The sequence below is a fragment of the Aquitalea pelogenes genome, from assembly GCF_001515305.1.
GTDB lineage: Bacteria > Pseudomonadota > Gammaproteobacteria > Burkholderiales > Chromobacteriaceae > Aquitalea > Aquitalea pelogenes.
In genome coordinates, this window is the sequence record NZ_LNQV01000060.1 from 1 (window position 1) to 20,596 (window position 20,596).

Annotated in this window: 22 protein-coding genes; 6 read left to right on the forward strand and 16 right to left on the reverse strand. The window is 61.9% G+C overall.

All coding sequences use genetic code 11. The features are described from left to right. From AWT75_RS18310 to AWT75_RS18320, 3 genes are all read right to left on the reverse strand, one after another. The coding region (locus tag AWT75_RS18310) for a DUF3483 domain-containing protein (RefSeq protein ID WP_153013381.1) at nucleotides 1-212 on the reverse strand (212 nt) is incomplete at its 3' end. A 1-nt stretch (nucleotide 213) separates the two neighbouring features. Next, nucleotides 214-2,274, reverse strand: coding sequence for an NADH:flavin oxidoreductase (locus tag AWT75_RS18315; RefSeq protein ID WP_062791042.1), 2,061 nt, complete (start codon nucleotides 2,272-2,274; stop codon nucleotides 214-216). A 15-nt stretch (nucleotides 2,275-2,289) separates the two neighbouring features. Then, nucleotides 2,290-2,823 carry a DUF5943 domain-containing protein gene (locus AWT75_RS18320; protein WP_045847926.1) on the reverse strand — a complete coding sequence of 178 codons (534 nt, stop codon included), beginning with the start codon at nucleotides 2,821-2,823 and terminating at the stop codon, nucleotides 2,290-2,292. A 329-nt stretch (nucleotides 2,824-3,152) separates the two neighbouring features. On the opposite strand from AWT75_RS18320, the gene AWT75_RS18325 reads away from it, so the two are divergent. Beyond that, entirely contained in the window at nucleotides 3,153-3,788 is a 636-nt protein-coding gene (locus tag AWT75_RS18325) for a LysE family translocator (protein ID WP_062791044.1), read from the forward strand. Nucleotides 3,789-3,792: 4 nt separating this feature from the next. Next, nucleotides 3,793-4,857: an alpha/beta fold hydrolase gene (locus tag AWT75_RS18330; protein WP_062791045.1), complete on the forward strand. Its 1,065-nt coding sequence runs from the start codon at nucleotides 3,793-3,795 to the stop codon at nucleotides 4,855-4,857. A gap of 72 nt (nucleotides 4,858-4,929) precedes the next feature. On the opposite strand, the gene AWT75_RS18335 is transcribed toward AWT75_RS18330, so the two are convergent. The 7 genes from AWT75_RS18335 to AWT75_RS18360 all read right to left on the reverse strand — a co-directional run bounded on the left by AWT75_RS18335 (nucleotide 4,930) and on the right by AWT75_RS18360 (nucleotide 12,323). Further along, nucleotides 4,930-5,775, reverse strand: coding sequence for a glycine betaine ABC transporter substrate-binding protein (locus AWT75_RS18335; protein WP_062791046.1), 846 nt, complete (start codon nucleotides 5,773-5,775; stop codon nucleotides 4,930-4,932). A 216-nt stretch (nucleotides 5,776-5,991) separates the two neighbouring features. Next, nucleotides 5,992-6,963, reverse strand: a complete 972-nt coding sequence (locus AWT75_RS18340) for a dipeptidase (RefSeq protein WP_045848403.1) — start codon at nucleotides 6,961-6,963, stop codon at nucleotides 5,992-5,994. A gap of 113 nt (nucleotides 6,964-7,076) precedes the next feature. Continuing rightward, the gene (locus AWT75_RS18345) at nucleotides 7,077-7,733 is read right to left on the reverse strand and encodes a sarcosine oxidase subunit gamma (protein WP_062791048.1); all 657 of its coding nucleotides are present in this window, start codon (nucleotides 7,731-7,733) and stop codon (nucleotides 7,077-7,079) included. A 19-nt stretch (nucleotides 7,734-7,752) separates the two neighbouring features. Next, nucleotides 7,753-10,530, reverse strand: coding sequence for a sarcosine oxidase subunit alpha family protein (locus AWT75_RS18350; RefSeq protein WP_239689652.1), 2,778 nt, complete (start codon nucleotides 10,528-10,530; stop codon nucleotides 7,753-7,755). A gap of 26 nt (nucleotides 10,531-10,556) precedes the next feature. After that, nucleotides 10,557-10,769, reverse strand: coding sequence for a (2Fe-2S)-binding protein (locus tag AWT75_RS23185; RefSeq protein WP_239689653.1), 213 nt, complete (start codon nucleotides 10,767-10,769; stop codon nucleotides 10,557-10,559). Then, nucleotides 10,766-11,059 (reverse strand): sarcosine oxidase subunit delta, encoded by a 294-nt coding sequence (locus AWT75_RS18355; RefSeq protein ID WP_045848399.1) that lies wholly within the window; start codon nucleotides 11,057-11,059, stop codon nucleotides 10,766-10,768. The genes AWT75_RS23185 and AWT75_RS18355 overlap by 4 nt, the downstream gene beginning before the upstream one ends. Nucleotides 11,060-11,069: 10 nt before the next feature. After that, on the reverse strand, nucleotides 11,070-12,323 hold the full coding sequence (locus AWT75_RS18360) for a sarcosine oxidase subunit beta family protein (RefSeq protein ID WP_045848398.1): 1,254 nt from the start codon (nucleotides 12,321-12,323) through the stop codon (nucleotides 11,070-11,072). Between the two features lie 231 nt (nucleotides 12,324-12,554). On the opposite strand from AWT75_RS18360, the gene purU reads away from it, so the two are divergent. After that, the gene (purU, locus tag AWT75_RS18365) at nucleotides 12,555-13,421 is read left to right on the forward strand and encodes a formyltetrahydrofolate deformylase (protein ID WP_062791050.1); all 867 of its coding nucleotides are present in this window, start codon (nucleotides 12,555-12,557) and stop codon (nucleotides 13,419-13,421) included. Between the two features lie 71 nt (nucleotides 13,422-13,492). Here purU and AWT75_RS18370 read toward each other — a convergent pair whose 3' ends face one another. From AWT75_RS18370 to AWT75_RS22320, 4 genes are all read right to left on the reverse strand, one after another. After that, a complete protein-coding gene (locus AWT75_RS18370; RefSeq protein WP_062791051.1) occupies nucleotides 13,493-13,918 on the reverse strand; it encodes a (R)-mandelonitrile lyase in 426 nt (141 codons plus the stop codon). Nucleotides 13,919-13,956: 38 nt separating this feature from the next. Next, nucleotides 13,957-15,402 carry an MFS transporter gene (locus AWT75_RS18375; RefSeq protein ID WP_062791053.1) on the reverse strand — a complete coding sequence of 482 codons (1,446 nt, stop codon included), beginning with the start codon at nucleotides 15,400-15,402 and terminating at the stop codon, nucleotides 13,957-13,959. A 30-nt stretch (nucleotides 15,403-15,432) separates the two neighbouring features. Next, complete coding sequence (locus AWT75_RS18380) at nucleotides 15,433-16,581, reverse strand: iron-containing alcohol dehydrogenase (RefSeq protein WP_062791055.1); 1,149 nt, start codon at nucleotides 16,579-16,581, stop codon at nucleotides 15,433-15,435. Nucleotides 16,582-16,675: 94 nt separating this feature from the next. Beyond that, nucleotides 16,676-16,846: a hypothetical protein gene (locus tag AWT75_RS22320; RefSeq protein WP_204377101.1), complete on the reverse strand. Its 171-nt coding sequence runs from the start codon at nucleotides 16,844-16,846 to the stop codon at nucleotides 16,676-16,678. Between AWT75_RS22320 and AWT75_RS18385 the strand changes: the two genes are divergently transcribed. The 3 genes from AWT75_RS18385 (at nucleotide 16,802) to AWT75_RS18395 (ending at nucleotide 19,105) form a co-directional block, all read left to right on the forward strand. Beyond that, complete coding sequence (locus AWT75_RS18385) at nucleotides 16,802-17,665, forward strand: LysR family transcriptional regulator (protein ID WP_204377102.1); 864 nt, start codon at nucleotides 16,802-16,804, stop codon at nucleotides 17,663-17,665. The genes AWT75_RS22320 and AWT75_RS18385 overlap by 45 nt on opposite strands. A gap of 66 nt (nucleotides 17,666-17,731) precedes the next feature. Next, nucleotides 17,732-18,163 carry a GFA family protein gene (locus tag AWT75_RS18390; protein ID WP_062791061.1) on the forward strand — a complete coding sequence of 144 codons (432 nt, stop codon included), beginning with the start codon at nucleotides 17,732-17,734 and terminating at the stop codon, nucleotides 18,161-18,163. A gap of 192 nt (nucleotides 18,164-18,355) precedes the next feature. After that, nucleotides 18,356-19,105 (forward strand): hypothetical protein, encoded by a 750-nt coding sequence (locus tag AWT75_RS18395; RefSeq protein WP_153013382.1) that lies wholly within the window; start codon nucleotides 18,356-18,358, stop codon nucleotides 19,103-19,105. Between the two features lie 104 nt (nucleotides 19,106-19,209). Here the strand turns inward: AWT75_RS18395 and AWT75_RS18400 are convergent, their stop codons facing one another. Both AWT75_RS18400 and AWT75_RS18405 read right to left on the reverse strand, forming a co-directional pair. Beyond that, a complete protein-coding gene (locus tag AWT75_RS18400) occupies nucleotides 19,210-19,530 on the reverse strand; it encodes a type II toxin-antitoxin system PemK/MazF family toxin (RefSeq protein WP_045848390.1) in 321 nt (106 codons plus the stop codon). Further along, on the reverse strand, nucleotides 19,524-19,775 hold the full coding sequence (locus AWT75_RS18405; RefSeq protein ID WP_197077257.1) for an AbrB/MazE/SpoVT family DNA-binding domain-containing protein: 252 nt from the start codon (nucleotides 19,773-19,775) through the stop codon (nucleotides 19,524-19,526). The genes AWT75_RS18400 and AWT75_RS18405 overlap by 7 nt, the downstream gene beginning before the upstream one ends. Nucleotides 19,776-20,596: the final 821 nt, after the last annotated feature.

Genomic DNA, 20,596 nt, shown 5'->3' on the forward strand with positions numbered 1-20,596 from the left:
CCACGTGAGGCGCGGGCCACGGCGGGCTCGCGCGCCACCACGTGGTGGATGTCGACAAAATAGCGCTTGGGCATGGCCAGAAGGCCAAGCCAGGACACACTGGCGCTGCGCCCCTGCTGCCACAGGCTGGCACGTCTGGCCAGGCCACCCAGCAGCAGGAGAGCACCCAGCCAGAACAGTCCGGTCAGGGCATGGGCAAGGGAGAAGCTCATGTCAGAAATCCTTCACCAGACGCAGGGCGTCGTAGATGGCACCGTGGATGTTGTGCATGGAAATGCAGTCACCCACGCGGAACAGCAAAAACTCACCCGCCGCCAGCGGCTGCGACAGGGAAGGCTGCGGCTGCGAAGCAAACAGAGTGTGGACATCGGTCTGGCCCTGGTTCTTCGATAGCTCCTTCATGTCCCAGTACAGGCTGTCATTGGGCAGGATGCCGTTTTCGATCACCACCTGATCCACCGCCCGTTCTTCCAGCGCTTCGGTGTATTCGTTGCGCAGCACGGCGATTTTCTTGTCGCCTTCGGCATACACCTTGTCCAGCCAGAAATTGGGGGTGGGGATGATGCCTTGTGCGTACAGGCGACGGTAGAAAATGGGGAAAGTGGTCCCGCCGGTGTCGTCGCCCACTTTTACGTCGGGGGTGACGATTTCCACCGTGCTGCCACGGCTGGACAGGAAGTCGGCCACGCCGAAACCGGCCTGGGTGCTGACGGCGTCATACACCAGCACGTTCTTGCCCGGCTCCACCTTGCCGGACAGGATGTCCCAGCTGCTGACGGCAATGCCTTCATCCACACCCCAGTCCGGCACCTGGCTGGTATAGGGAATACCGCCGGTGGCCAGCACCACGATGTCCGGTTTTTCCGCCAGGATCATCGCCTTGTCGGCGGCCACGCCCAGACGGCGATCCACCCCCAGACGCTGGGTTTCCATGTCCAGCCAGCGCACGATGCCGGCCATCTGTTCGCGCTGCGGGGCCTTGGCGGCGAGTACGATCTGCCCGCCTACCTGCGGCTGTTTCTCGAACAGCACCACTTCATGGCCACGCTCGCGCGCCACGCGGGCGGCTTCCAGCCCGGCCGGGCCGGCACCTACCACCACCACCTTGCGCAGCTTGTCGGCCTTGGCAATGTCGTGCGGCATGGTGGCTTCACGGCTGGTGGCGGCATTCTGGATGCACAACACATCCTGACCGTGATACTGGCGGTCGATACAGTAGTTGGCGCCCACGCACTGGCGGATCTGGTCTTCCTTGCCATCGCGGATCTTGATCACCAGATGCGGGTCGGCAATATGGGCGCGGGTCATGCCCACCATGTCCACCATGCCGCTGGCCAGAATGCGCTCGGCCTGCACCGGGTCGCGAATGCTTTGCGCGTGCATCACCGGCACCTTGGACACCGACTTGATGCCGGCAGCCAGATGCACAAACGGCTCCGGCGGCAAGGCCATCGGCGGCATGCAGTTGGCCAGGGTGTTGTGGGTGTCGGCCCCGGAACCCACCACCGACAGGTAGTCGATCAGGCCGGTTTCCGACATGGCCGCGGCAATGTCCTTCAGCATGTCGTGGCTGAGGCCGTCTTCATGGAATTCGTCACCGCACATGCGCAGGCCGACGCAGAAATCCGGGCCCACTTCGGCCCGCACCGCATTGAGCACTTCCACACCAAAGCGCAGGCGGTTTTCAAAGCTGCCGCCCCATTCGTCGGTGCGGAAGTTGGTGCGCGGGCTCCAGAACTGGTCGATCAGATGCTGGTGGGCGGCGGAAATCTCGATGCCGTCCATGCCGGCAGCCTTCACCCGGCGCGCAGCCTGGGCAAAGTCGGCAATGATGCGGCGGATTTCATGCTGCTCGATCACCTTGGCATTGCCACGGTGTACCGGCTCACGAATGCCGGACGGGCTGACCAGATGCGGCCAGTGCTCGCCGTAATAGCTGGAGCGGCGGCCCATGTGGGTGGCCTGGATCATGATCTTGGCGCCGTGGCGGTGCATGGCCTCGGCCAGCCGCGCCAGCGGGTCGATGATGGCGTCGGTGGCCAGGTTCACCGACTTCCACCAGCTTTGCGGGCTGTCGATGGACACCGGACTGGAGCCGCCACAAATGGCCAGGCCCAGGCCGCCCTTGGCCTTTTCTTCGTAGTAGCGGATGTAACGGTCGCCGGGCAGGCCGCCCGGTTCGGCATACACCTCGGCATGCGCGGTGCTCACCACGCGGTTGCGCAGCGTCAGCTTGTTCAGGGTAATGGGCGCAAACAGGTGCGGATAGCGCATGGGACGACTCCCGGCTTACAAGGGATGAACGGTGAAAATGCAGTAGTCGGCACCCAGGCCGGCACACTGGCTTTCGCGGCTGACGGTGCGGTAGTCATGGCCCAGGTTTTCGCCCACCCAGTCCATGGCACCGGCAAACCAGCCGGCAAACAGATAGCAGGCCATGTGTTCGCTCTGCGGTGCACCGGCCACGCCCTGGGCCAGCACGAAACAGGAGTTGTCCAGGCGGATGCTGGCATTGCCGGTCACTTCGTCGGCTTCGATGAAGCTGAACTGGCCCCAGCCGCGCTGCGACAGGCGGGACAGATAGTGTTCGAACACCGCCATGCCCTTCAGGCCATGGGTTTGCGCCTCGCTGCCACACCAGAAGTGGGCAGAACGATAACCGGCTTCGTACAGCGAATCGGCATACACGCGACGGCCCAGTGCTGCCTCGATGGCCAGATGGTTGTTGATGAAGAAATGCCGCGGCACATACAGCATGGGCAGGCCGTTGGTACTCCAGACACCGGTGTCGGCATCCACGTCGATGGGAAGTTGAGGTTGCATGCCACTCTCCTGAGCAAGATGGGCGAGTCTGTCCGCCATTGCCTTGCATGGTGCCGGAGGGCATGCTGACGCTGTTCAGCGCTTGCGACAGGTATTTGCCCCATACCGACAAGCCGGTCGCTTACGGGCAAAGCACAACCGTCGTGGTCGCAAGCACACACACACCACCCTTCCAAATGACAGGAGAGTAGGAAACTCAAGCTGGGATGACTTGCCTGCTGGTAGGCAAAACCTGACAGTTGCCGAACATCTTGCTTCGGCAGATACGGTTGCCAGGTTTGCAAGATGTCCTCACCTCTGGAAATTCACTTGTTCAGGAGACCCGCGACATGGACAGTACAACACTCTTGCTTTATGTCATTGCCGCCACCGCAGCCACCATCACCCCTGGACCAACCATGCTGCTGGCACTGCACAATGGTGCCAACAGCGGCATGCGTGTGGCCGCCTGCGGCATTGCCGGTGCTGCGCTGTCCGACCTTATCCTGATCACTGCGGTTGGCTGCGGGCTTGGCAGCCTGCTATTGGCATCTGAACAGTTGTTTACGCTACTCAAGTGGGTGGGGTGCATTTATCTGCTCTATCTGGCATGGCAGCTGTGGCAGGCAGCACCCACACTTTCCAGCACTGCCTCAACAAGGGATAACAACAATGGGCAAGGCCGGGCTGCCTTTCGCCGCTCATTGCTGATTGCCTTGTCCAACCCCAAAGGGCTGCTATTTTTCTCTGCCTTTCTGCCGCAATTCATCCAGCCACAGGCCAGTCTGACCGGCCAGTACGCCACGCTGGCTCTGGTCACTGCGCTGATCGATATCGTCGCCATGAGCGCCTACGCTGCCGGAGGCCATCACAGCATGCGTATTTTGACTCGCCGCGCCCTGCAGCGAATCAACCGCAGTTGTGCCGCCATCCTGGTCGGTCTGGCCATTGCACTCAGTCTGTATCGCCGCAGCACTTCGCAGTGAGCAGGTGAACTTCTCCAACACCAGCAAATTCGGCCAGTCCAAGCGCGACATCAATCCGGGCATATTCAACGGTCATGTCACCGGCCCGGCCAGTGATGCCTCCCCACCTCCACTTTCCGACAGGTTCCTGACCATGCACACGCTTACCGACGACGGTACCCGCCTGTTCCTCAGCCGCATGGGAGACCGGGGCAGTCCGCCGCTGATCCTGGCCCACGGCACTTTTTCCAATCAACGCAGTTGCGCACCGCTGGCCAGCCATCTGGCCGCGCGCGGCTGGCAATGCTGGTTGTTTGACTGGCGTGGACACGGCCACAGCGACACGCCGCGCCGCAGCTTCGATTTCGAAACCCTGGCCACACAGGATGTCCCGGCCGTATTGCGCGCGGTGGAAGAAAACTGCGCGCCACTGCGTCCCTTCTGGCTGGGCCATTCCGCCGGAGCGGTGATTGCCGCCATGTGGCTGGCCAGACAGGCCCCGGCCTGCGAGCGGCTGGCCGGTTTGCAGATGCTGGCTGCCCAGGCATCCAGCCGCCAGCGCAGCTGGGCCATGCAGCAAAAGATTCGCCTGATTTCCTGCTTGCTGCCCTTGCGCCGGCAAATTGCCAGTCACTGGATGCCACTGGCCACCGAGGCGGAAAGCAGCCGCCTGCTGCGCCAATGGTGCCGGTGGAATCTGCAAGGCCGCATGCAGGGAGGGGATGGTTTTGACTATCTGGCTGCACTGGGCAGGCAGCAACTGCCGGTGCTGGCGCTGGCTGGCGGTGGGGATGACTTCATTTCACCGACGGAGGGCTGCCAGCGTTTGCTGGACAGCTTTGGCAGCACCAGCAAGCGCTATGTGCTGTGCAGTCAGGCACAGGGCTTTGTGGAGGATTACAGCCACGAACGGCTGCTATTGTCGAAAAATGCCAAGAACGAAATCTGGCCCTTGCTGGAAAACTGGCTGCACCAGCATATGGCACGGTCCGAACCTGAACCATTGTCCAAGCAAAACAGCCTGCTACTGACACCCACCAGCCGCGTCACGGTGCTGGCAGACAGCGGCAGCAACGGCGATCCCCGGTAGCGCCTGGCCATACAGCAGCAAACAGCCCGCCGCCATGAACCAGGCAGCGGGCTGTTGCCATTCAGGCCGTGATCAGTGTGTCCACTCGTTTACCTTGGCACCATTGGCCTTCACCCAGCTATCCGCTGCAGCTGCCGGTTTGGCACCGTTTTCCACATCCAGCATCACCTTGCCGATTTCCTCCGGCTTCCAGCGGAATTTCTTGAAGAAGGCCACCACTTCCGGCGCCTTGGCGGTGAGGCCGGGGTTGATCACGCTATCCACATGCTCGGCATCGCCGTACACCTTCTGTGGGTCTTCCAGGAAGCGCAGCTTCCATTTGGCAAACATCCAGTGCGGAATCCAGCCGGTGACGGCAATGGATTTCTTGCTGTTGATGGAGCGGGCCAGTTCAGCCGCCATGCCGGTGCCGGAGCTGGGCAGCAGGGTGTAGTCCAACTGGTATTTCTTGATGGCTTCTTCGGTTTTCTTCATCACGCCGGCACCGGCATCGATACCGACAATACGGCCCTGGAAGGCGGCCTTGTTGGCGTTGAGGTCGGCAATCGAATGCGCGGCCACGTAATCAGGCACGATCAGGCCGATCTTGGCACCGGGGTAGTTCACCGCCACATCCACCACTTTGTCCTTGAACTGGGTGTAATACGCTTCGTGGGTGGTGGGCAGCCAGGCCGACAGCGTGGCGTCCAGGTCGCCCCGGGCCACCCCCTGCCACATGATGCCGGCAGCCACCGGCACCATTTCCACCGGATAACCCAGCTTGTTGCGGATGATGTTGGCCGCCACATTGGTGGTGGCCACACTGTCCGACCAGCCTTCTACATAGCCGATCTTGATGGTGGGCTTGTCAGCCGCATGGCTACAGAATGGCAGGGCCACACCGGCCAGCAGCAGGGCAAGAAATTGGCGTTTCAGCATTGCGTTCTCCAAAGATAGACAGGTTGAATCAAGGATGAACATCACAGAGCGGGTGCGGCATCATGAAGTGCCGTGTTGTCAGCCCGCTTCCGTTACAGCACCGCGCCATGGTCTGCGTAAGGCAGCCCGGCATTCTCGTTGTAAACGGCAGCCCGCCGGTGACGGGCACAGTGGCAAGCGAATAAAAAAGCGGGGTCTTGCGACCCCGCTCAAGGCTCAACTACCCCAGACGTCTGCAAATACACGGAGCCAGTTTTCACCCAGCACCTTGCGGATCTTGCTCTCGGACCAGCCGGCCTTTTCCATGGCAGCGGTCAGATTCGGCGTTTCGCCAATGGTGCGGATGCCTTCCGGATTGAGGATGGTGCCAAAGTTGGTCAGGCGGCGATGACGGCCCTTGTCGTGGGTGATCCAGTCAAAAAAGCCCTTGTCATAGCCCTGGGTGAAGTCGGTGCCGTAGCCCACGCAGTCCTCACCCACCAGGTTGATGATGTAGTCCATGGCCTCGACATAGTCGTCCACCGTGGCCTCGATGCCGCGCTTGAGGAAGGGCGGGAACATGGTGACGCCGATGAAGCCGCCATGGTCGGCAATGAAGCGCAGTTCTTCATCGCTCTTGTTACGCGGGTGTTCTTTCAGGCCGGACGGCAGGCAGTGCGAGTAGCACACCGGTTTTTTGGATTCCAGAATGGCCTCGCGCGAGGTGTTGCCGCCCACATGGGACAGATCCACCATGATGCCCACGCGGTTCATCTCGTTGATCACTTCGCGGCCAAAGCCGGACAGGCCGCCGTCGCGCTCGTAGCAGCCGGTGCCCACCAGGTTTTGCGTGTTGTAGCACAGCTGCACCACGCGCACGCCCATGTCGGCAAAGGCTTCGATATAACCCAGATTGTCTTCAAAGGCGTGGGCGTTCTGGAAACCCAGGATGATGCCGGTCTTGCCCTCGGCCTTGGCACGGCGCACGTCCTCGGTGGTGCGCACCAGGGTGAGGATGTCGCTGTAATCGCGAATCTGCTTTTTCATCTCCGCGATATTGGCCACGGTGTCCTGAAAGCCTTCCCACACCGACACGGTACAGTTGGCCGCCGACAAGCCGCCACGGCGCATGTCGTCAAATACCTCACGGCTCCATTTGGCAATGATCAGCCCGTCAATCACCAGTGCGTCCTGATGCAGCGTCGTCATACACGTACTCCCCAACAGCGATGGTTGAACCAGCCGCGGCGCCGGACCACCCGGCGCGCCGCCAGTAAATGGATGCGCAGCAGTCCTCCCTCCGGACGACTGCTGGCGTGCTTTCAAGCCAGAATCAGGCTGGGCCTGGGCGCAGCCAGCTGGGCAAACAGCGGATGGTCACTACGCGCTTCCAGCTGGCACACGGCAAAGCCGTAGGGCTGCGCGGCGCGGCGCAGCAGACGCCACACATAGTCGGCAAAGCTGCGGCGGAACACCACAAACACGCCGTCGGTATCCAGACGGATTACCTGCACGGTGGCCTTGCCCAGCACGGTGCTCACCATATGGCCCAGCGGGATGGATTCGAAGTCGTACACCCCCAGATGACGCAGCACGGTGATGTGCTCGGCCCCGCCCAGCCAGGCCAGGGTGAGGCCGCCGCTGGAGTCCACCGTCTGGGCAAACAGCTGTTGCGCGGCAAAGCCGGCATCCAGTTGCGCCGTCCAGTCGGCCAGGCGCTGGCGATGGCTCACCAGCAGCCATTCATCCGGCGAAGTCCACATCAGCACACCTTGCGGGCCCTGGCTGACTGCCCCGGCTTTCAGCGGCAGGGCGAGGCCGGTGACTTGCTCCACCAGCTGGGCAAAACCGGCTTCGGCGGTATCGCCACGCAGCACGGCATAGCCCAGATGCGGCAGTTCGTTACACCAGATGCGGCCATCGGCACGGCGCGGCTGCGCCTCGGCATCCAGCTTGAAGTGATGGAGCGGCGACTCCATGAATGGTTGGAAACCTTGCTTAGGCATGTTGACGCACCCCTTCCTTGTCCACGAACACTGACGACACCACCTGCGCCGGCACACTCTTGCCATGCGCCCAGACGAACACCGTGTCGCCCTCACGCTTGCTGCCATCCTTCAGCACGGCCATGGCAATGGAGCGGCCAAGGAAGGCACTGTGATAACTGGAGGTGACATGGCCCTGCATGGCAGCCGGCACCGTGTCATCGGTATTGCTGAGAATCTGCGCGCCTTCGGCCAGTACCACTTTCGGGTCCAGCGGCAGCAGGCCCACCAGCTGCTTGCGGCCTTCACCCGCGGTGTGCGAACGCAGCAGCGAACGCTTGCCGAGGAAGCTGAACGGCTTTTTCATGCCCACTGCCCAGCTCATGGCCAGATCGTTCGGGCTCATCGAGCCGTCGGTATCCTGACCGACGATGATGAAGCCCTTCTCGGCCCGCAACACGTGCATGGTTTCGGTGCCGTAGGGGGTGATGTCGAACTCGGCACCCGCCTTCATCACTTCTTCCCACATGTAGCGGCCATAGTTGGCATCCACATTGATTTCGTAGGCCAGTTCACCGGAGAAGCTGATGCGGAACACCCGCGCCGGCAGCCCGGCCACGGTGCCGCTGCGACCATCCATGAACTTGAAGGCGTCCTTGTCGAAGTCGATGTCGGTACACAGCTTTTGCAGCACCTTGCGGCTGTTCGGCCCCACCACGGCCACGGTGGCCCAGTGGTCGGTAGTGGTGGTGAAGCGTACTTTCAGCTCCGGCCATTCGGTCTGGTGCCAGCGCTCCAGCCAGCTGTACACCCGTGCCGCGCCGCCGGTGGTGGTGGTCATGTGGAAGTGGTCGTCTGCCAGGCAGGCAGTCACACCGTCGTCCATCACCATGCCGTTTTCGTCCAGCATCAGGCCGTAGCGGCACTTGCCGGGGTCCAGCTTGCTCCAGGCATTGCTGTAGATGCGGTTGAGGAATTCGCGTGCATCCGGGCCCTTGACGTCGATCTTGCCCAGGGTGGAAGCATCCATCACACCCACACTGTTACGGGTGGCCAGGCATTCGCGGTTGACCGCAGCGTGCAGGTCTTCACCCGGCTTGGGGAAGTACCAGGGGCGCATCCACTGGCCCACCACTTCGTACTCGGCCTTGCGTGCATCATGGCTGGCCTGCATGGCGGTGTAGCGGCGCGGATCGAAGGTTTCGCCCACGTGCGGGCCTGCCAGCGCACCAAAAGTCACCGGGGTGTAGGACGGCCGGTAAGTGGTGGTGCCCACTTCGGCAATGGGTTTGCCCAGCGCTTCGGCCGCAATGGCAAAGCCGTTGATATTGGACAGCTTGCCCTGATCGGTACCGAAGCCCAGCGCGGTATAGCGCTTGACGTGTTCGATGGAGCGGTAGTTTTCGCGCACTGCCGTGTGGATGTCGGCGGCGGCCACATCGTTCTGGTAGTCGACAAAGGCCTTGGCTCCATGACCTTCCGGCTTGCCGTCCGGCAGGCGGAAGATGGCACGCGGCGCAGCCACTTCTTCGCTGGCGACTGCCGGGGCCTTGCCGGTGCTGCCACGACCATGGCCCAGCAACAGGGCGGCCACGGCGGCGTGGGTCTGGCTCAGCGCATCGGACAACTCCCAGCGGCCGGTGATAGCGCCGACGCAGGCAATGTTTTCGCGGCCTTCATCCGGGCAGACAAAGGACAGCTGCTGCTGATTCCACACCGGTCGGCCACCATTGTGGCAGAACAGATGCACGGTGGAAGTCAGGCCGCCGGAGGACAGCACGGTGTCCACGCTCAGGCGCGGGCCGGAGCCGACCACCTGATTGCTGCGGCCATCCAGCTTCACCAGTTGTGCGCCGCTGACGCTCTTGTCGCCCAGCACCTTGGCAATGCCATGGCCCAGCAGCAATTCGGCACCGGCATTCTTCAGTGCTTGCTGACGCCATGCGGCAGCCCCGCCCTGACGGGCATCGGCCAGCGTCACCTTGACGCCGGACAGCGCCAGGTCCAGCGCGGCTTCGTAAGCGGCATCGTTCTGGGTTTGCACCAGCACTTCGCGGCCCACCGCCACGCCATAGCGGTTGAGGTAGCTGTGACCGGCGGCGGCAGTCATCACGCCCGGCACGTCGTTGTAACCGAACACCAGCGGGCGTTCGATGGCACCGCTGGCCAGAATCACCTGATGAGCGCGAATCTTGTGCAGACGCTGGCGCGGCAGCGCGGCATTGCGTTCGGTCAGCGGCAGGTGGTCTTGCAGCAGCTCCACCGCCTGTACCAGGTTGAGGTCGTGCAGGGCAAAGGCAGTGGTGCGCGGCAGCACGGTGACATTGGGCAGACTGGCCAGTTCGGCCAGACGCTGGTTCACCCAGTCCATGCCGGACAGGCCGTCGATGCGGCTGCGGCGTTCGGTCAGCAGCCAGCCGCCCATTTCAGCCTGCTCGTCCACAAGCAGGGTTTTCAGCCCGGCACGGCCCGCCAGCGTGGCAGCCCACAGGCCGGCAGCGCCGCCACCTACCACCAGCACATCGATATGGTGATGCAGGTGGTCGTAGCTTTCCGGGTCGGCTTCGGTCGGGGCACGGCCATAACCGGCGGCCTTGCGGATGTATTTCTCGTAGATGGGCCAGGCTTTCACCGGCTCCATGAAGGTCTTGTAGTAGAAGCCCGGCGGCATGAAGCGGCCAAACTTGCCCAGGAGGCCCTTGAGGTCGAAATCCAGCGAGGGGTAGCCGGTGGTGCTGCCCGCCAGCAGGCCCTGATACAGCTCCACTTGCGTGGCTTTGAGGTCGGGCACGGTATGCGCGCCAGTTTCCAGCTGGATCAGCGCATTCGGCTCCTCGGCACCAAAGCGACGATGCCGCGCGGACGACCATACTTGAAGCTGCGGCCGATCAGGCGCACGCCGTTGGCCAGCAGGGCCGAGGCCAGGGTGTCGCCGGAAAAGGCCTTGTACTGCACATTGTCGAAGATGAAGCTCAGCGGCTTCTGGCGATTGATGCGCTCGCCCGGGCGATGGATGCGATAGCCGCTCATGCTTGTTCCTCCAGATACAGTGCCTTGCCGTCGGCCAGCGTCCAGGAGCCGGCAATTTCATAGCTGACGGTGTGGCGCTTTACCGCAAACACCTTGCGACAGCCGGCCACGTGCTGCCATTGCTCCCAGTGCCAGCCACGCGGGTTCTTGCGGTGGAACACGTAGTCGCCCCAGGTGGCATCGTCCACTTCTTCCGGCACTGCCGGGCGGGCGATATAGGCTTCACCGGCGTAGCTGAACTCTTCTTCTTCCCTTGCCTCTTGGCAGTACGGGCAGGTAATCACCAACATAAGCCTCTCCCTAGTGAGCCACGGCGGCTGCGCCGTGCTCGTCGATCAGATGTCCGGTGGCAAAACGGTCCAGCGAGAACGCGCGGTTCAGCGGGTGCGGATCGTCATGGGCGATGGTGTGGGCAAACACATTGCCCGAGCCGGGCGTGGCCTTGAAGCCGCCGGTGCCCCAGCCACAGTTGAAATACAGGCCCTTGATGCGGGTTTTGCTGATGATGGGGCAGGCATCCGGCGAGACATCCACAATGCCGCCCCACTGGCGGTTCATCCGCACGCGGGAGAAGGACGGGAACATCTCGATGATGGCGGCGGCGGTGTGTTCGATCACATGCGGGCTGCCGCGCTGGCCATAGCCCAGATAGCTGTCGATACCGGCACCGATCACCAGCTCGCCCTTGTCGGACTGGCTGACATAGCCGTGCACGGCGTTGGACATCACCACGGTGTCGATACAGGGCTTCATGGATTCGGACACAAAGGCCTGCAAGGGGTGGCTTTCCAGTGGCAGGCGCAGCCCGGCCATCCTGGCAAGCACCGAAGAATTACCCGCTGCCACACAGCCCACCCGGTCGGCCATGATGTCGCCACGGCTGGTATTCACACCCTTGATGCGCCCGCCTTCGATGATCAGGCCGGTAACTTCGCACTGCTCGATGATGTCCACACCCAGTTCGGACGCGCCACGGGCAAAGCCCCAGGCCACCGCATCGTGCCGCGCCACGCCGCCACGCGGCTGGAAGCTGGCACCCATGATGGGGTAGCGGGTGCGGTGGCTGATGTCGATCAGCGGCACCATGTCCTTGATTTCCTGCGGGGTCATCACCACCGCATCCACGCCGTTGAGCAGGTTGGCATTGGCGCGGCGTTCGATGTCGCGCATGTCCTGCAGGGTGTGGCCCACGTTCATCACGCCGCGCTGGCTGAACATCACGTTGAAGTTGAGGTCCTGCGACAGGCCTTCCCACAATTTCAGGCCGTGTTCGTACAAGTGCGCCGCTTCATCCCACAGATAATTGGAACGGATGATGGTGGTGTTGCGTGCGGTATTGCCGCCGCCCAGATAGCCCTTCTCCAGCACGGCCACATTCTTGATGCCATGCTCCTTGGCCAGGTAGTAAGCCGTGGCCAGGCCGTGGCCGCCACCGCCGACGATGATGACGTCGTAGTTTTTCTTCGGCTGCGGGCTCTTCCAGGCCGGCTGCCAGCTTTCATGATGCTTGAGCCCGTTCTTGATCAGGCTCCACAGGGAGTATCGGTTTGCCATCTGCGGCTCCAGCGGGGTGGATGTATTCGGACAAGGCCCATTCTCCAGACCTGAGCCCCAAGCCGTTTGGCTGAAAAGGACAAGCACTTGCCCAGACACGACACTGCGTCACATGTCTGAAATGGACGCAAAGCGGACGCATTGAAGCCAGCCCGCACGGCAGCCAGGCCTTAGGGTTAGCGCACACAGGACAGGCAGCACGCCTGCCACACGACAAGGAAAGACCCGCTCATGAAAGCCACTGCACCGTCCTACATCCTCAGCTTCACCTGCCACAGTGCTTCCGGTCAGGTGGCCCGTTTCTCGGCCCTGCTGGAATCCCAGGGCTGTTATATCGACGAACTGGCGGTGTTTGACGATGCCGTCAGCCAGCGCTTTTTCGTGCGTTGCGTGTTCCACCCGCAAACCGAGGTGTTCGACCCGGCACGGCTGAACCAGGGCATGCGCGACATGGGCAGCCACTACCAGGACCTGCGCTGGCAATTACAGGACCGGCGGGAACAGGCGCGGGTGATGATCATGGTGTCCAAGCTGGACCACTGTCTGAATGACTTGCTGTACCGGCAGAAAATGGGCGATCTGGACATGACCGTCACCGCCGTGGTGTCCAACCACCGCGACCTGGCCCCGATTGCCGAAGCCTACGGCCTGCCCTTCCACCACCTGCCGCTGGACCCGACCAACAAGGCCGAGCAGGAATCCGCCCTGCTGGCGCTGATCGAGGAAACCGGCTCCGAGCTGGTGATTCTGGCGCGCTACATGCAGGTGCTCACCAGCGCCACCTGCGCCCGCCTGTCCGGCCGCGCCATCAACATCCACCACTCCTTCCTGCCCGGCTTCAAGGGTGCCCGCCCCTATCTGCAAGCGCATGAGCGCGGGGTAAAGCTGATTGGCGCCACCGCCCACTACATTACCGACGATCTGGACGAAGGCCCCATCATCGAACAGGTGGTGGACCGGGTAGACCACGCCTACACCCCGGAAGACCTGCAAGCCACCGGCCGCGACATGGAATGCCAGGCGCTGGCCCGCGCCGTGCGCTACCACCTGGAGCGCCGAGTGTTCCTCAACGACAACCGCACGGTGGTGCTGCGCTAGTCACGCTGCCACACGCGTTGGAATGCTGTGACCAGGCATGACAAAGGGGGCTCATCGCCCCCTGTTGTCATCTAGCTGCCGTACTGTTCGGCACCGACTTTTTCCAGCCAGGTTACCGCACTGCCGTCCAGTTGCTCCTGAATGGCGATATGGCTCATCGCCGTCCCCGGCGCAGCACCGTGCCAGTGTTTGGTATTGGCCGGAATGCTCACCACGTCGCCGGGGCGGATTTCCTGCACCTCCCCACCCCATGGCTGCACGCGGCCGCAACCGGCGGTCACGATCAGCGTCTGCCCCAGCGGGTGGGTATGCCAGTCGGTACGCGCACCCGGTTCAAAGGTCACCAGCGCACCGGAGCCCGCTGCCGGTTTTGCGGCAACAAACAGTGGGTCCACCCGCACGGTGCCGGTAAACCAGTCGGCCGGGCCGGGGTAGGAGTGCTGCGAACCGGCGCGGGTAACGGTAACGGTATGGTTGGCAAGTGTGGCTTCAGTCATGTCATGTGCTTTCTGCTAAGGGGTTTCGGATGAAAGGCTCAAGACCGGGCATGGCCGCCTTGCCGCTGGACACCCGGCAGCGGGCGGGCAAGCAGGTCGAAGCGGATGTAACGCAGTACCACCAGCAAGGCCGCGGCCAGAAACAAAGCCGCCACTTCCAGCACATGGCCGGTATGTCGTGCCATGTCAGCCGCCGGATACAGCGTGGCGTGGCCGCCGGAATACACCACCACCAGAATGGCCAGCCCCAGGGTGGCGCCAATCTGATGAGCCACATTCAGCACACCGGACGCCGCCCCGGCGTTGTTCGGCTCAACACCGGCCACCCCTGCCACGGTAAGCGGTGCCAGTACCCAGCCCTGACCAAAGCCCACCAGCAGCATCGGCCCCATGACTCCGGTCAGATAATCAGCCTGTGTCGCGGCCAGCCCCTGCCACAGCACACCGGCCAGGCACAGGGTGAGGCCAAGCAGCAAAATCCGCCGCTGCCCGAAGCGTCGCACTGCTGCCGGTACGGACAGCGAAGTGGCCAGCTGGGGCAAGGTGACCGGCACGAAGGCCATGCCGGCCAGCATGGGTGAGAAACCGAGCACGCCTTGCAGGTATTGCGCGGTGAAGAACCAGAAACCGGCCATGCCGCACAAAAACAGCAGTCGTGCGATATACGCGGCATTGCGCTGTGCATTGCGCAGCAAGGACAGCGGCAACAAGGGCTGCCGTGCGTGCGATTCAATCCACAGGAAGGCTGCCAGCAGCAGCACGCCGCCCAGCATGCCGCTCCAGCTTTGCACCGTGCCCCAGCCGGACTCGGCCGCCTCGACAATGCCGAACACCAGCCAGCACATGCCCAGGGTGGAAGTCAGCGCACCGGCCATGTCAAAACGCCCGGATTGCCGTGGTGTTTCACGGATGTAGCGCAGGCTGCCGGCAATCAGCAGCATGCCCAGCGGCAGATTGATGAAGAAACCGGCACGCCAGGAAATCAGGTCCGCCAGCAGGCCGCCCGCCACCAGACCCAGCGTGGCACCAATGCCCGCCGCCGCCGCATACAGCGCCAGCGCCCGGGTACGTTCCGGCCCTTCCTCGAAATGAGTGGAAATCAGCGCCAGCGTGGACGGTGCCAGAATGGCAGCACCCAGCCCCTGCACCGCACGGAAGGCAATCATCCAGGCGGGCGTCATGGCAGCACCGATGGCCAGCGAAGCCAGGGTAAAAATGGCCAGTCCGGTGATGAACATGCGCCGCCGCCCCAGAATGTCGCCGGCCCGCGCGCCCAGCAGCAAGAAGCCGCCAAAGGTCAGGGTGTAGGCGTTCTGGATCCACGACAGGCTGGCAGGCGTGAAGCCCAGTGCCCGCTGGATGCGCGGCAGGCCGGTCAATACGATGGAAATATCAATCACCAGCATCAGGTAGCTGACCATGATGATGGACAGCACCATGCTGCGATTCAGTGCTCTGGCAGACGGCGTGGAAAGAGGTGTCATGACGGCTTGTTCTCTTGCTTTCATCCCGACTTACAAAGCCCGTTGCAGGATCTCGCCCACCACATCGCGGGTGTACAGATCGGCAATGCCGAACCACTGCGCATTACCCAGTACCACCTCGGTGATGGCTGGCAAGTCCGCCTCGGTGATGCCCAGTTGCGCCAGACGCGTGGGGGTGCCGATGCGGTCAAACCAGCCCTCCAGCGCGGCAATGCCTTGCAATCCGTCATCAAGATCAAACACCTGCTTGGCAAAACGCTGGAACTGCGCCGGGTTGCGCTCGTGATACCACTTCATCCAGGCCGGCATGATGACTGACAGACCAGCGCCGTGCGGCACATTGAACAGTGCGGACAAGGCGTGCTCGATCATGTGATTGGGGTAGCTGAAACCGGCAGTCCCGGCGTAGATCAGGCCGTTGAGCGCCTGCGTGGCCGCCCAGGCAAACTCGGCACGCGCCGGATAGTTGTCCGGCTGTTCCAGCAGGATGTGGGTGTTTTCGATCACCGTCTGGACGATGGCCTCCACCATGCGCGACTGCAAACCCGGCTGCACCGTGGCGGTGAAATAACCTTCAATGCAGTGGGCGATGATGTCGGCGGCCGAATACACCAGATAGTCGCGCGTCACCGTCTGCATCAGCGCCGGGTTGACAATGGACACCCGCGGGAAGGTATGCACCGAGCGGATGGCAAATTTCTCCTTGGTGGCTTCGTTGGTCACCACCGCGCCACTGTTCATCTCGCTGCCGGTGGCCGCCAGCGTGAGGATGGAAAACACCGGCAATGCGGAATCGATGGCCGCCTTGCCGATGAACAGATCCCACACATCACCGGCGTAAGCCACTCCGGCGGCAATGGCCTTGCTGCTGTCCAGCACCGAACCGCCACCCACACTGAGCACAGCCCCCACCTGATGCCCGCGCGCCAGCGCAATACCGTCACGCACCTTGCTGAGCAGCGGATTGCTGACAATGCCGCCGAGTTCGACAAATTCGATGCCTTGCGCCGCCAGGCTCTGGCTCACCGTCTGAAACAGGCCGTCACGCTTGATGCGCTCGCTGCCATAGCACAGCAGCACCTTGCTGATGCCATGCTCAGCCAGGTGCTGGCCGATCAGCTGCTCTTTGTCTGTGCCGAAATCAATGGTGGTGGGATTGAAAAAAGTGAAGTTTTCCATGCTTATCCTCTGCGGCCTTGTGGCGGATGCTGTTGATGGCCGCCACTTTATCTGTCAGATAAACATTGAACTAGCTGGCTATTATTTGAATAATCTACAACTTATTCATGATAATGATCAGCAGGACCAAAGCCATGCCCATCAATGAGCTGCGCGCCATCACCACCTTTGTCCGCACCGCCGAGCTTGCAGCCTCAGCCAGGCCGCCGCCGCGCAGCAAATCTCGCCACAGGCGGCCAGCAAGGCACTGGGCCAGCTGGAACATTACCTGGGCGTGCGCCTGTTTCACCGTACCACCCGCAGCATGTCGCTCACCGAAGAGGGACAGCGCTTTCTGGAAGCGGTACAACCGTCGCTGGCCGGCTTTCAGCAAGCCCTCACCACCGTGCGCCAAAGCAAGGACGAGCTGTCCGGGCCGCTGCGCATCGTCGGGCCGCGCACAACCCTGCATGCGGTGATAGGCCCGGTGATGGACGAATACTGCCGGCTCTACCCCGAGGTGCAGCTGGACGTGCAACTGGATGACCGCATCGGCAACTGGGTGGAAGACCGCATCGACGTCGGCTTCCGCCTGGGCAACTCGCCGCAGGAAGGCCTGGTGGCCCGTCGCCTGTTTCCCATGCAGCTGATCATCTGCGCGGCACCCAGTTATCTGCGCAAGCACGGCAGGCCACAGAGCCTGTACGATCTGAGCGCCCACCGCTGCAGTGCCTTTCGCAGCCCCAGCGACGGCCGCGTGGTGCCCTGGCGCGTACGAGTGGGCGACAGCACGCAGGATCAGCCGGTCAACCCGGCCTTCTGCACCAATGACGAAGCCATGGAACTGCGCGCGGTACTGGCCGGAGAAGTCATCGGCCAACTGGCCGCCCCCACTGCCGCGCCACTGATACGCAGTGGCAGGCTGCTGCCCATCCTGCTGGAAAACATGGCCGATCATTACAGCCTGTTTGTCTATTACGGCAGCCGGGCAGCACAACCTGCTCGCGTACGGCGCTTCATCGACCTGGCGGTGGACAGGCTGAGCGATAGCAGCGCCTTTGTACTCAGCCCTGCCGAACTGCACGCTGCCAGCTATCCGGGCTGAATCCCCGGACTGCCGGCACGGTGGAGACGGCGACAAGATCAAACATCAGGATTGCAGGAGCACACCATGCACAAAGTGAGCGGAGCCTGCCATTGCGGCAACATCCACCTCCAGCTTGAATTAAGCCAGCCACTGGGCGATTACACACCCCGGGCTTGTGATTGCGATTTCTGTCGCAAGCATGGCGCGTCCTACCTGTCCGACCCGCATGGCAGTTTGCAAATAACGGTGAGTGATGCGGGCGGCTTGGGAAAATACCGGCACGGCAGCCGGATGGCCGACTTCGTGTTTTGCACCCGCTGCGGGGTGCTGATGGGCGTGTTGTATCAGGATGGCAGCCGCCTGTATGGGACGGTGAATTGCGCGGCCCTGCAAGAGGCCGCAGCGCTTGGCACACCGGTATCGGTGTCGCCCAGGCTATTGGCGAGCAGCGAGAAAACAGCCCGCTGGAGCGCACTGTGGTTTCCGGATGTGCATATCACCACCCAGTCATTCTGAAACCTGACACCGGCTTGCCTGGCAGTGGCCGGGGCGAGGTAAGCGAGCACCGGTTCTGCTAGAGCGATTTGAAAAATGATGATGTGATATTATTTTGGCATGCGCACATGGCCGCATTCGCGGCTGCCCTTGCTGCTGGCATGCCGCCAGCCCTTCCCTGAAAGCCTGCACATGATATCGAGATGCTTGTGGATGAGTCTGTTGTTTGCCTGTATTGCAATGCTCAGTGGCTGCTCCACCATGGCCACCTCGATTGCAGCCAAAGGCTCAGGCACAGCCCGTGTGTATGCTGCATCAACCGAACAGGTGTGGGCTGTGCTGCCCGGAGTGGTTCGCGCCAGTGGTCTGGATTATGTCAACGGCGACAAACAGCAGGGGATGGCCCTGGCACAACGTGGCATGAGTGCCTTCAGCTATGGCGAGAATGTGGCGATATTCGTGTCCCCTGAGCAATCCCAGAACGAGGTCAGTCAAACCCGCGTGGAAGTAGTATCCAAAAGGACTTTTGCGCCGAATATCCTGGCTACCAATTGGGAAAGCGTACTGCTGGATGGTTTGGCTACCGCCCTGTCAGGACAGATGACGAATACGGCGGCGGTGGCCGCACCCACTCCAACCAGCCCCTTGCAGCACCGCGACAAGGTGCCGCCACCCTCTGCTTACGCCTCTATCGACGATGTCCAGGCCATCCCCTACATCGGTGACAAAGGTCGCGCCCGTTATCCTGTCTATCTGAAAGCCGCCACGCCCAAGGCCTTTGTCATCAATCAGCGCGGCGGCTGGCGCTGGATTGCTAATGATAGCGATGCAATGCGCAAGACATTGTCGATCTGTCTGGCAGACCCCGGAGCCAAGTGCTGGCTCTACGCGGTGGATAATCAGGTGGTATGGCAGGAAGATGAAGCTAAACGCACCTCCTTGCCGGAATTGCTACTGCATTAGCAGGCAGTGGCACAACCACGGCAATGCTTTGCGGGCCTTGTCCCATTGCAAACCGGGTTTCCAACCTTGCGGGCCAGGAACTGGAAATTGCGCCAGCACAGCACTCACATGGCAAACACTTCCTGCAAGGTTTCCAGTGTTGCCTCCAGCGTTTCGTCCTCCACCTCACCCAGTTTCCTGACCAGCCGTGTCTTGTCCAATACCCGGATCTGATCCAGCAGAATCAAACCTTGTTTACCCTGAAAGGTAAGCGGTATCCGGTATGGTGCTGGTTTGCTGCCGGTAGTCATGGGGGTAACGATGACCGTGCGCAGATAGTCATGCATCTCCGCAGGTGACACCACTACGCAGGGGCGGGTTTTTCGTATTTCGCTACCCACGGTCGGGTCAAGATTGATCAGCCAGACTTCACCGCGCCTCACCATGTCAGCGCCTCATCACCCTCATTGCCAAATTCCGGGTAAACCAGCCCATCGTCTCCGGCCTCTGCCAATGCCTGACTGGCAGCAGCCCAGCCTGCCCGGACTTGTTCTTTGGGTTTGGCCAGCATGATCCCTTCTGGCGTCACCGTCATTTCGACTTCGCCGTCAAAGCCGAACTGGGTAATCAGCGCCTTGGGGATGATGATTCCCTGAGAGTTGCCCATTTTCCTTAGCATGGCTTTCATCATTTACTCCTTGTGTGTACAGGCAGATCATCCATCAATGTTATAACTTTGTTATTACAGCAGCAAATACTGCGTGGCAATGTGATATGACACCCCACCGACATGTGTCATCAGCACAGATGCAAGTGCTTCAGAGAAGAAAAGGGCCGTGCTGTTTTCGGGAAATTTCTTTGGCAACAGTCGGAACTGCAGCGGAACGCCCCGGTAAGGCTGGGGCATCCGCCCTACGCATCTCCCCCGTAGGGTGGATGCCCCAAAGGGGCGATCCACCGCGCAACACTACCGAATAAATCCATTTTCTCTGCTGGAAAACCACCGCACCAACGCACCCCTTGGGCCCCGTCAAGCATGCCGACGGGTAGCGCTGCTGCGGTTTTAAGCGGCTGGCTGTTTGAGCGATTGGACCTTAGCCAATCGCGAGTTCCAGCCGTGCCGCAGCAGTGTCAGGTCCTGTCGGGCAGCCACAGGCCATGCTTGCTGGGTGGCCTTGGAGGTGAAGGAGGGCTTGGCCAGGCAAGCTCTCCTTCCCGTCCGCCGCGCGGAAGCGGCATGCAAATCATCATCCGCGTCAGCGGATGCTTGCCCTTTGTGCATCAAGAAAACCATCGAAAAGCAAAGACAAAAACAAATCGCGGGTCTCGCCCCGCCGTCGAGGTACTTTACTTTTGCTTCGCCAAAAGAAAGTACCCAAAGAAAAGGCGACCCGCAGCGCGTCGAATTCCCGTCCCAGCCATGCCACTCAGGGCGCGGCCGGAACTTGCGGCACGCTAGCGTCGCGCCGCTGCGGACAGCCGACCGCTTAAGACCCTGAGCGGCACGTCTGT

Coding starts and splice junctions, on each gene's coding strand:
- AWT75_RS18390 (WP_062791061.1), top strand. CDS start 17,732: ATGCACAAAGTGAGCGGAGCCTGCCATTGCGGCAACATCCACCTCCAG.
- AWT75_RS18355 (WP_045848399.1), bottom strand. CDS start 11,059: ATGTTGGTGATTACCTGCCCGTACTGCCAAGAGGCAAGGGAAGAAGAA.
- AWT75_RS18340 (WP_045848403.1), bottom strand. CDS start 6,963: ATGACGACGCTGCATCAGGACGCACTGGTGATTGACGGGCTGATCATT.
- AWT75_RS18335 (WP_062791046.1), bottom strand. CDS start 5,775: ATGCTGAAACGCCAATTTCTTGCCCTGCTGCTGGCCGGTGTGGCCCTG.
- AWT75_RS18405 (WP_197077257.1), bottom strand. CDS start 19,775: ATGATGAAAGCCATGCTAAGGAAAATGGGCAACTCTCAGGGAATCATC.
- AWT75_RS18345 (WP_062791048.1), bottom strand. CDS start 7,733: ATGGAGTCGCCGCTCCATCACTTCAAGCTGGATGCCGAGGCGCAGCCG.
- AWT75_RS23185 (WP_239689653.1), bottom strand. CDS start 10,769: ATGAGCGGCTATCGCATCCATCGCCCGGGCGAGCGCATCAATCGCCAG.
- AWT75_RS18380 (WP_062791055.1), bottom strand. CDS start 16,581: ATGGAAAACTTCACTTTTTTCAATCCCACCACCATTGATTTCGGCACA.
- purU (WP_062791050.1), top strand. CDS start 12,555: ATGAAAGCCACTGCACCGTCCTACATCCTCAGCTTCACCTGCCACAGT.
- AWT75_RS18395 (WP_153013382.1), top strand. CDS start 18,356: ATGAGTCTGTTGTTTGCCTGTATTGCAATGCTCAGTGGCTGCTCCACC.
- AWT75_RS18360 (WP_045848398.1), bottom strand. CDS start 12,323: ATGGCAAACCGATACTCCCTGTGGAGCCTGATCAAGAACGGGCTCAAG.
- AWT75_RS22320 (WP_204377101.1), bottom strand. CDS start 16,846: ATGTTCCAGCTGGCCCAGTGCCTTGCTGGCCGCCTGTGGCGAGATTTG.
- AWT75_RS18400 (WP_045848390.1), bottom strand. CDS start 19,530: ATGGTGAGGCGCGGTGAAGTCTGGCTGATCAATCTTGACCCGACCGTG.
- AWT75_RS18370 (WP_062791051.1), bottom strand. CDS start 13,918: ATGACTGAAGCCACACTTGCCAACCATACCGTTACCGTTACCCGCGCC.
- AWT75_RS18315 (WP_062791042.1), bottom strand. CDS start 2,274: ATGCGCTATCCGCACCTGTTTGCGCCCATTACCCTGAACAAGCTGACG.
- AWT75_RS18320 (WP_045847926.1), bottom strand. CDS start 2,823: ATGCAACCTCAACTTCCCATCGACGTGGATGCCGACACCGGTGTCTGG.
- AWT75_RS18375 (WP_062791053.1), bottom strand. CDS start 15,402: ATGACACCTCTTTCCACGCCGTCTGCCAGAGCACTGAATCGCAGCATG.
- AWT75_RS18325 (WP_062791044.1), top strand. CDS start 3,153: ATGGACAGTACAACACTCTTGCTTTATGTCATTGCCGCCACCGCAGCC.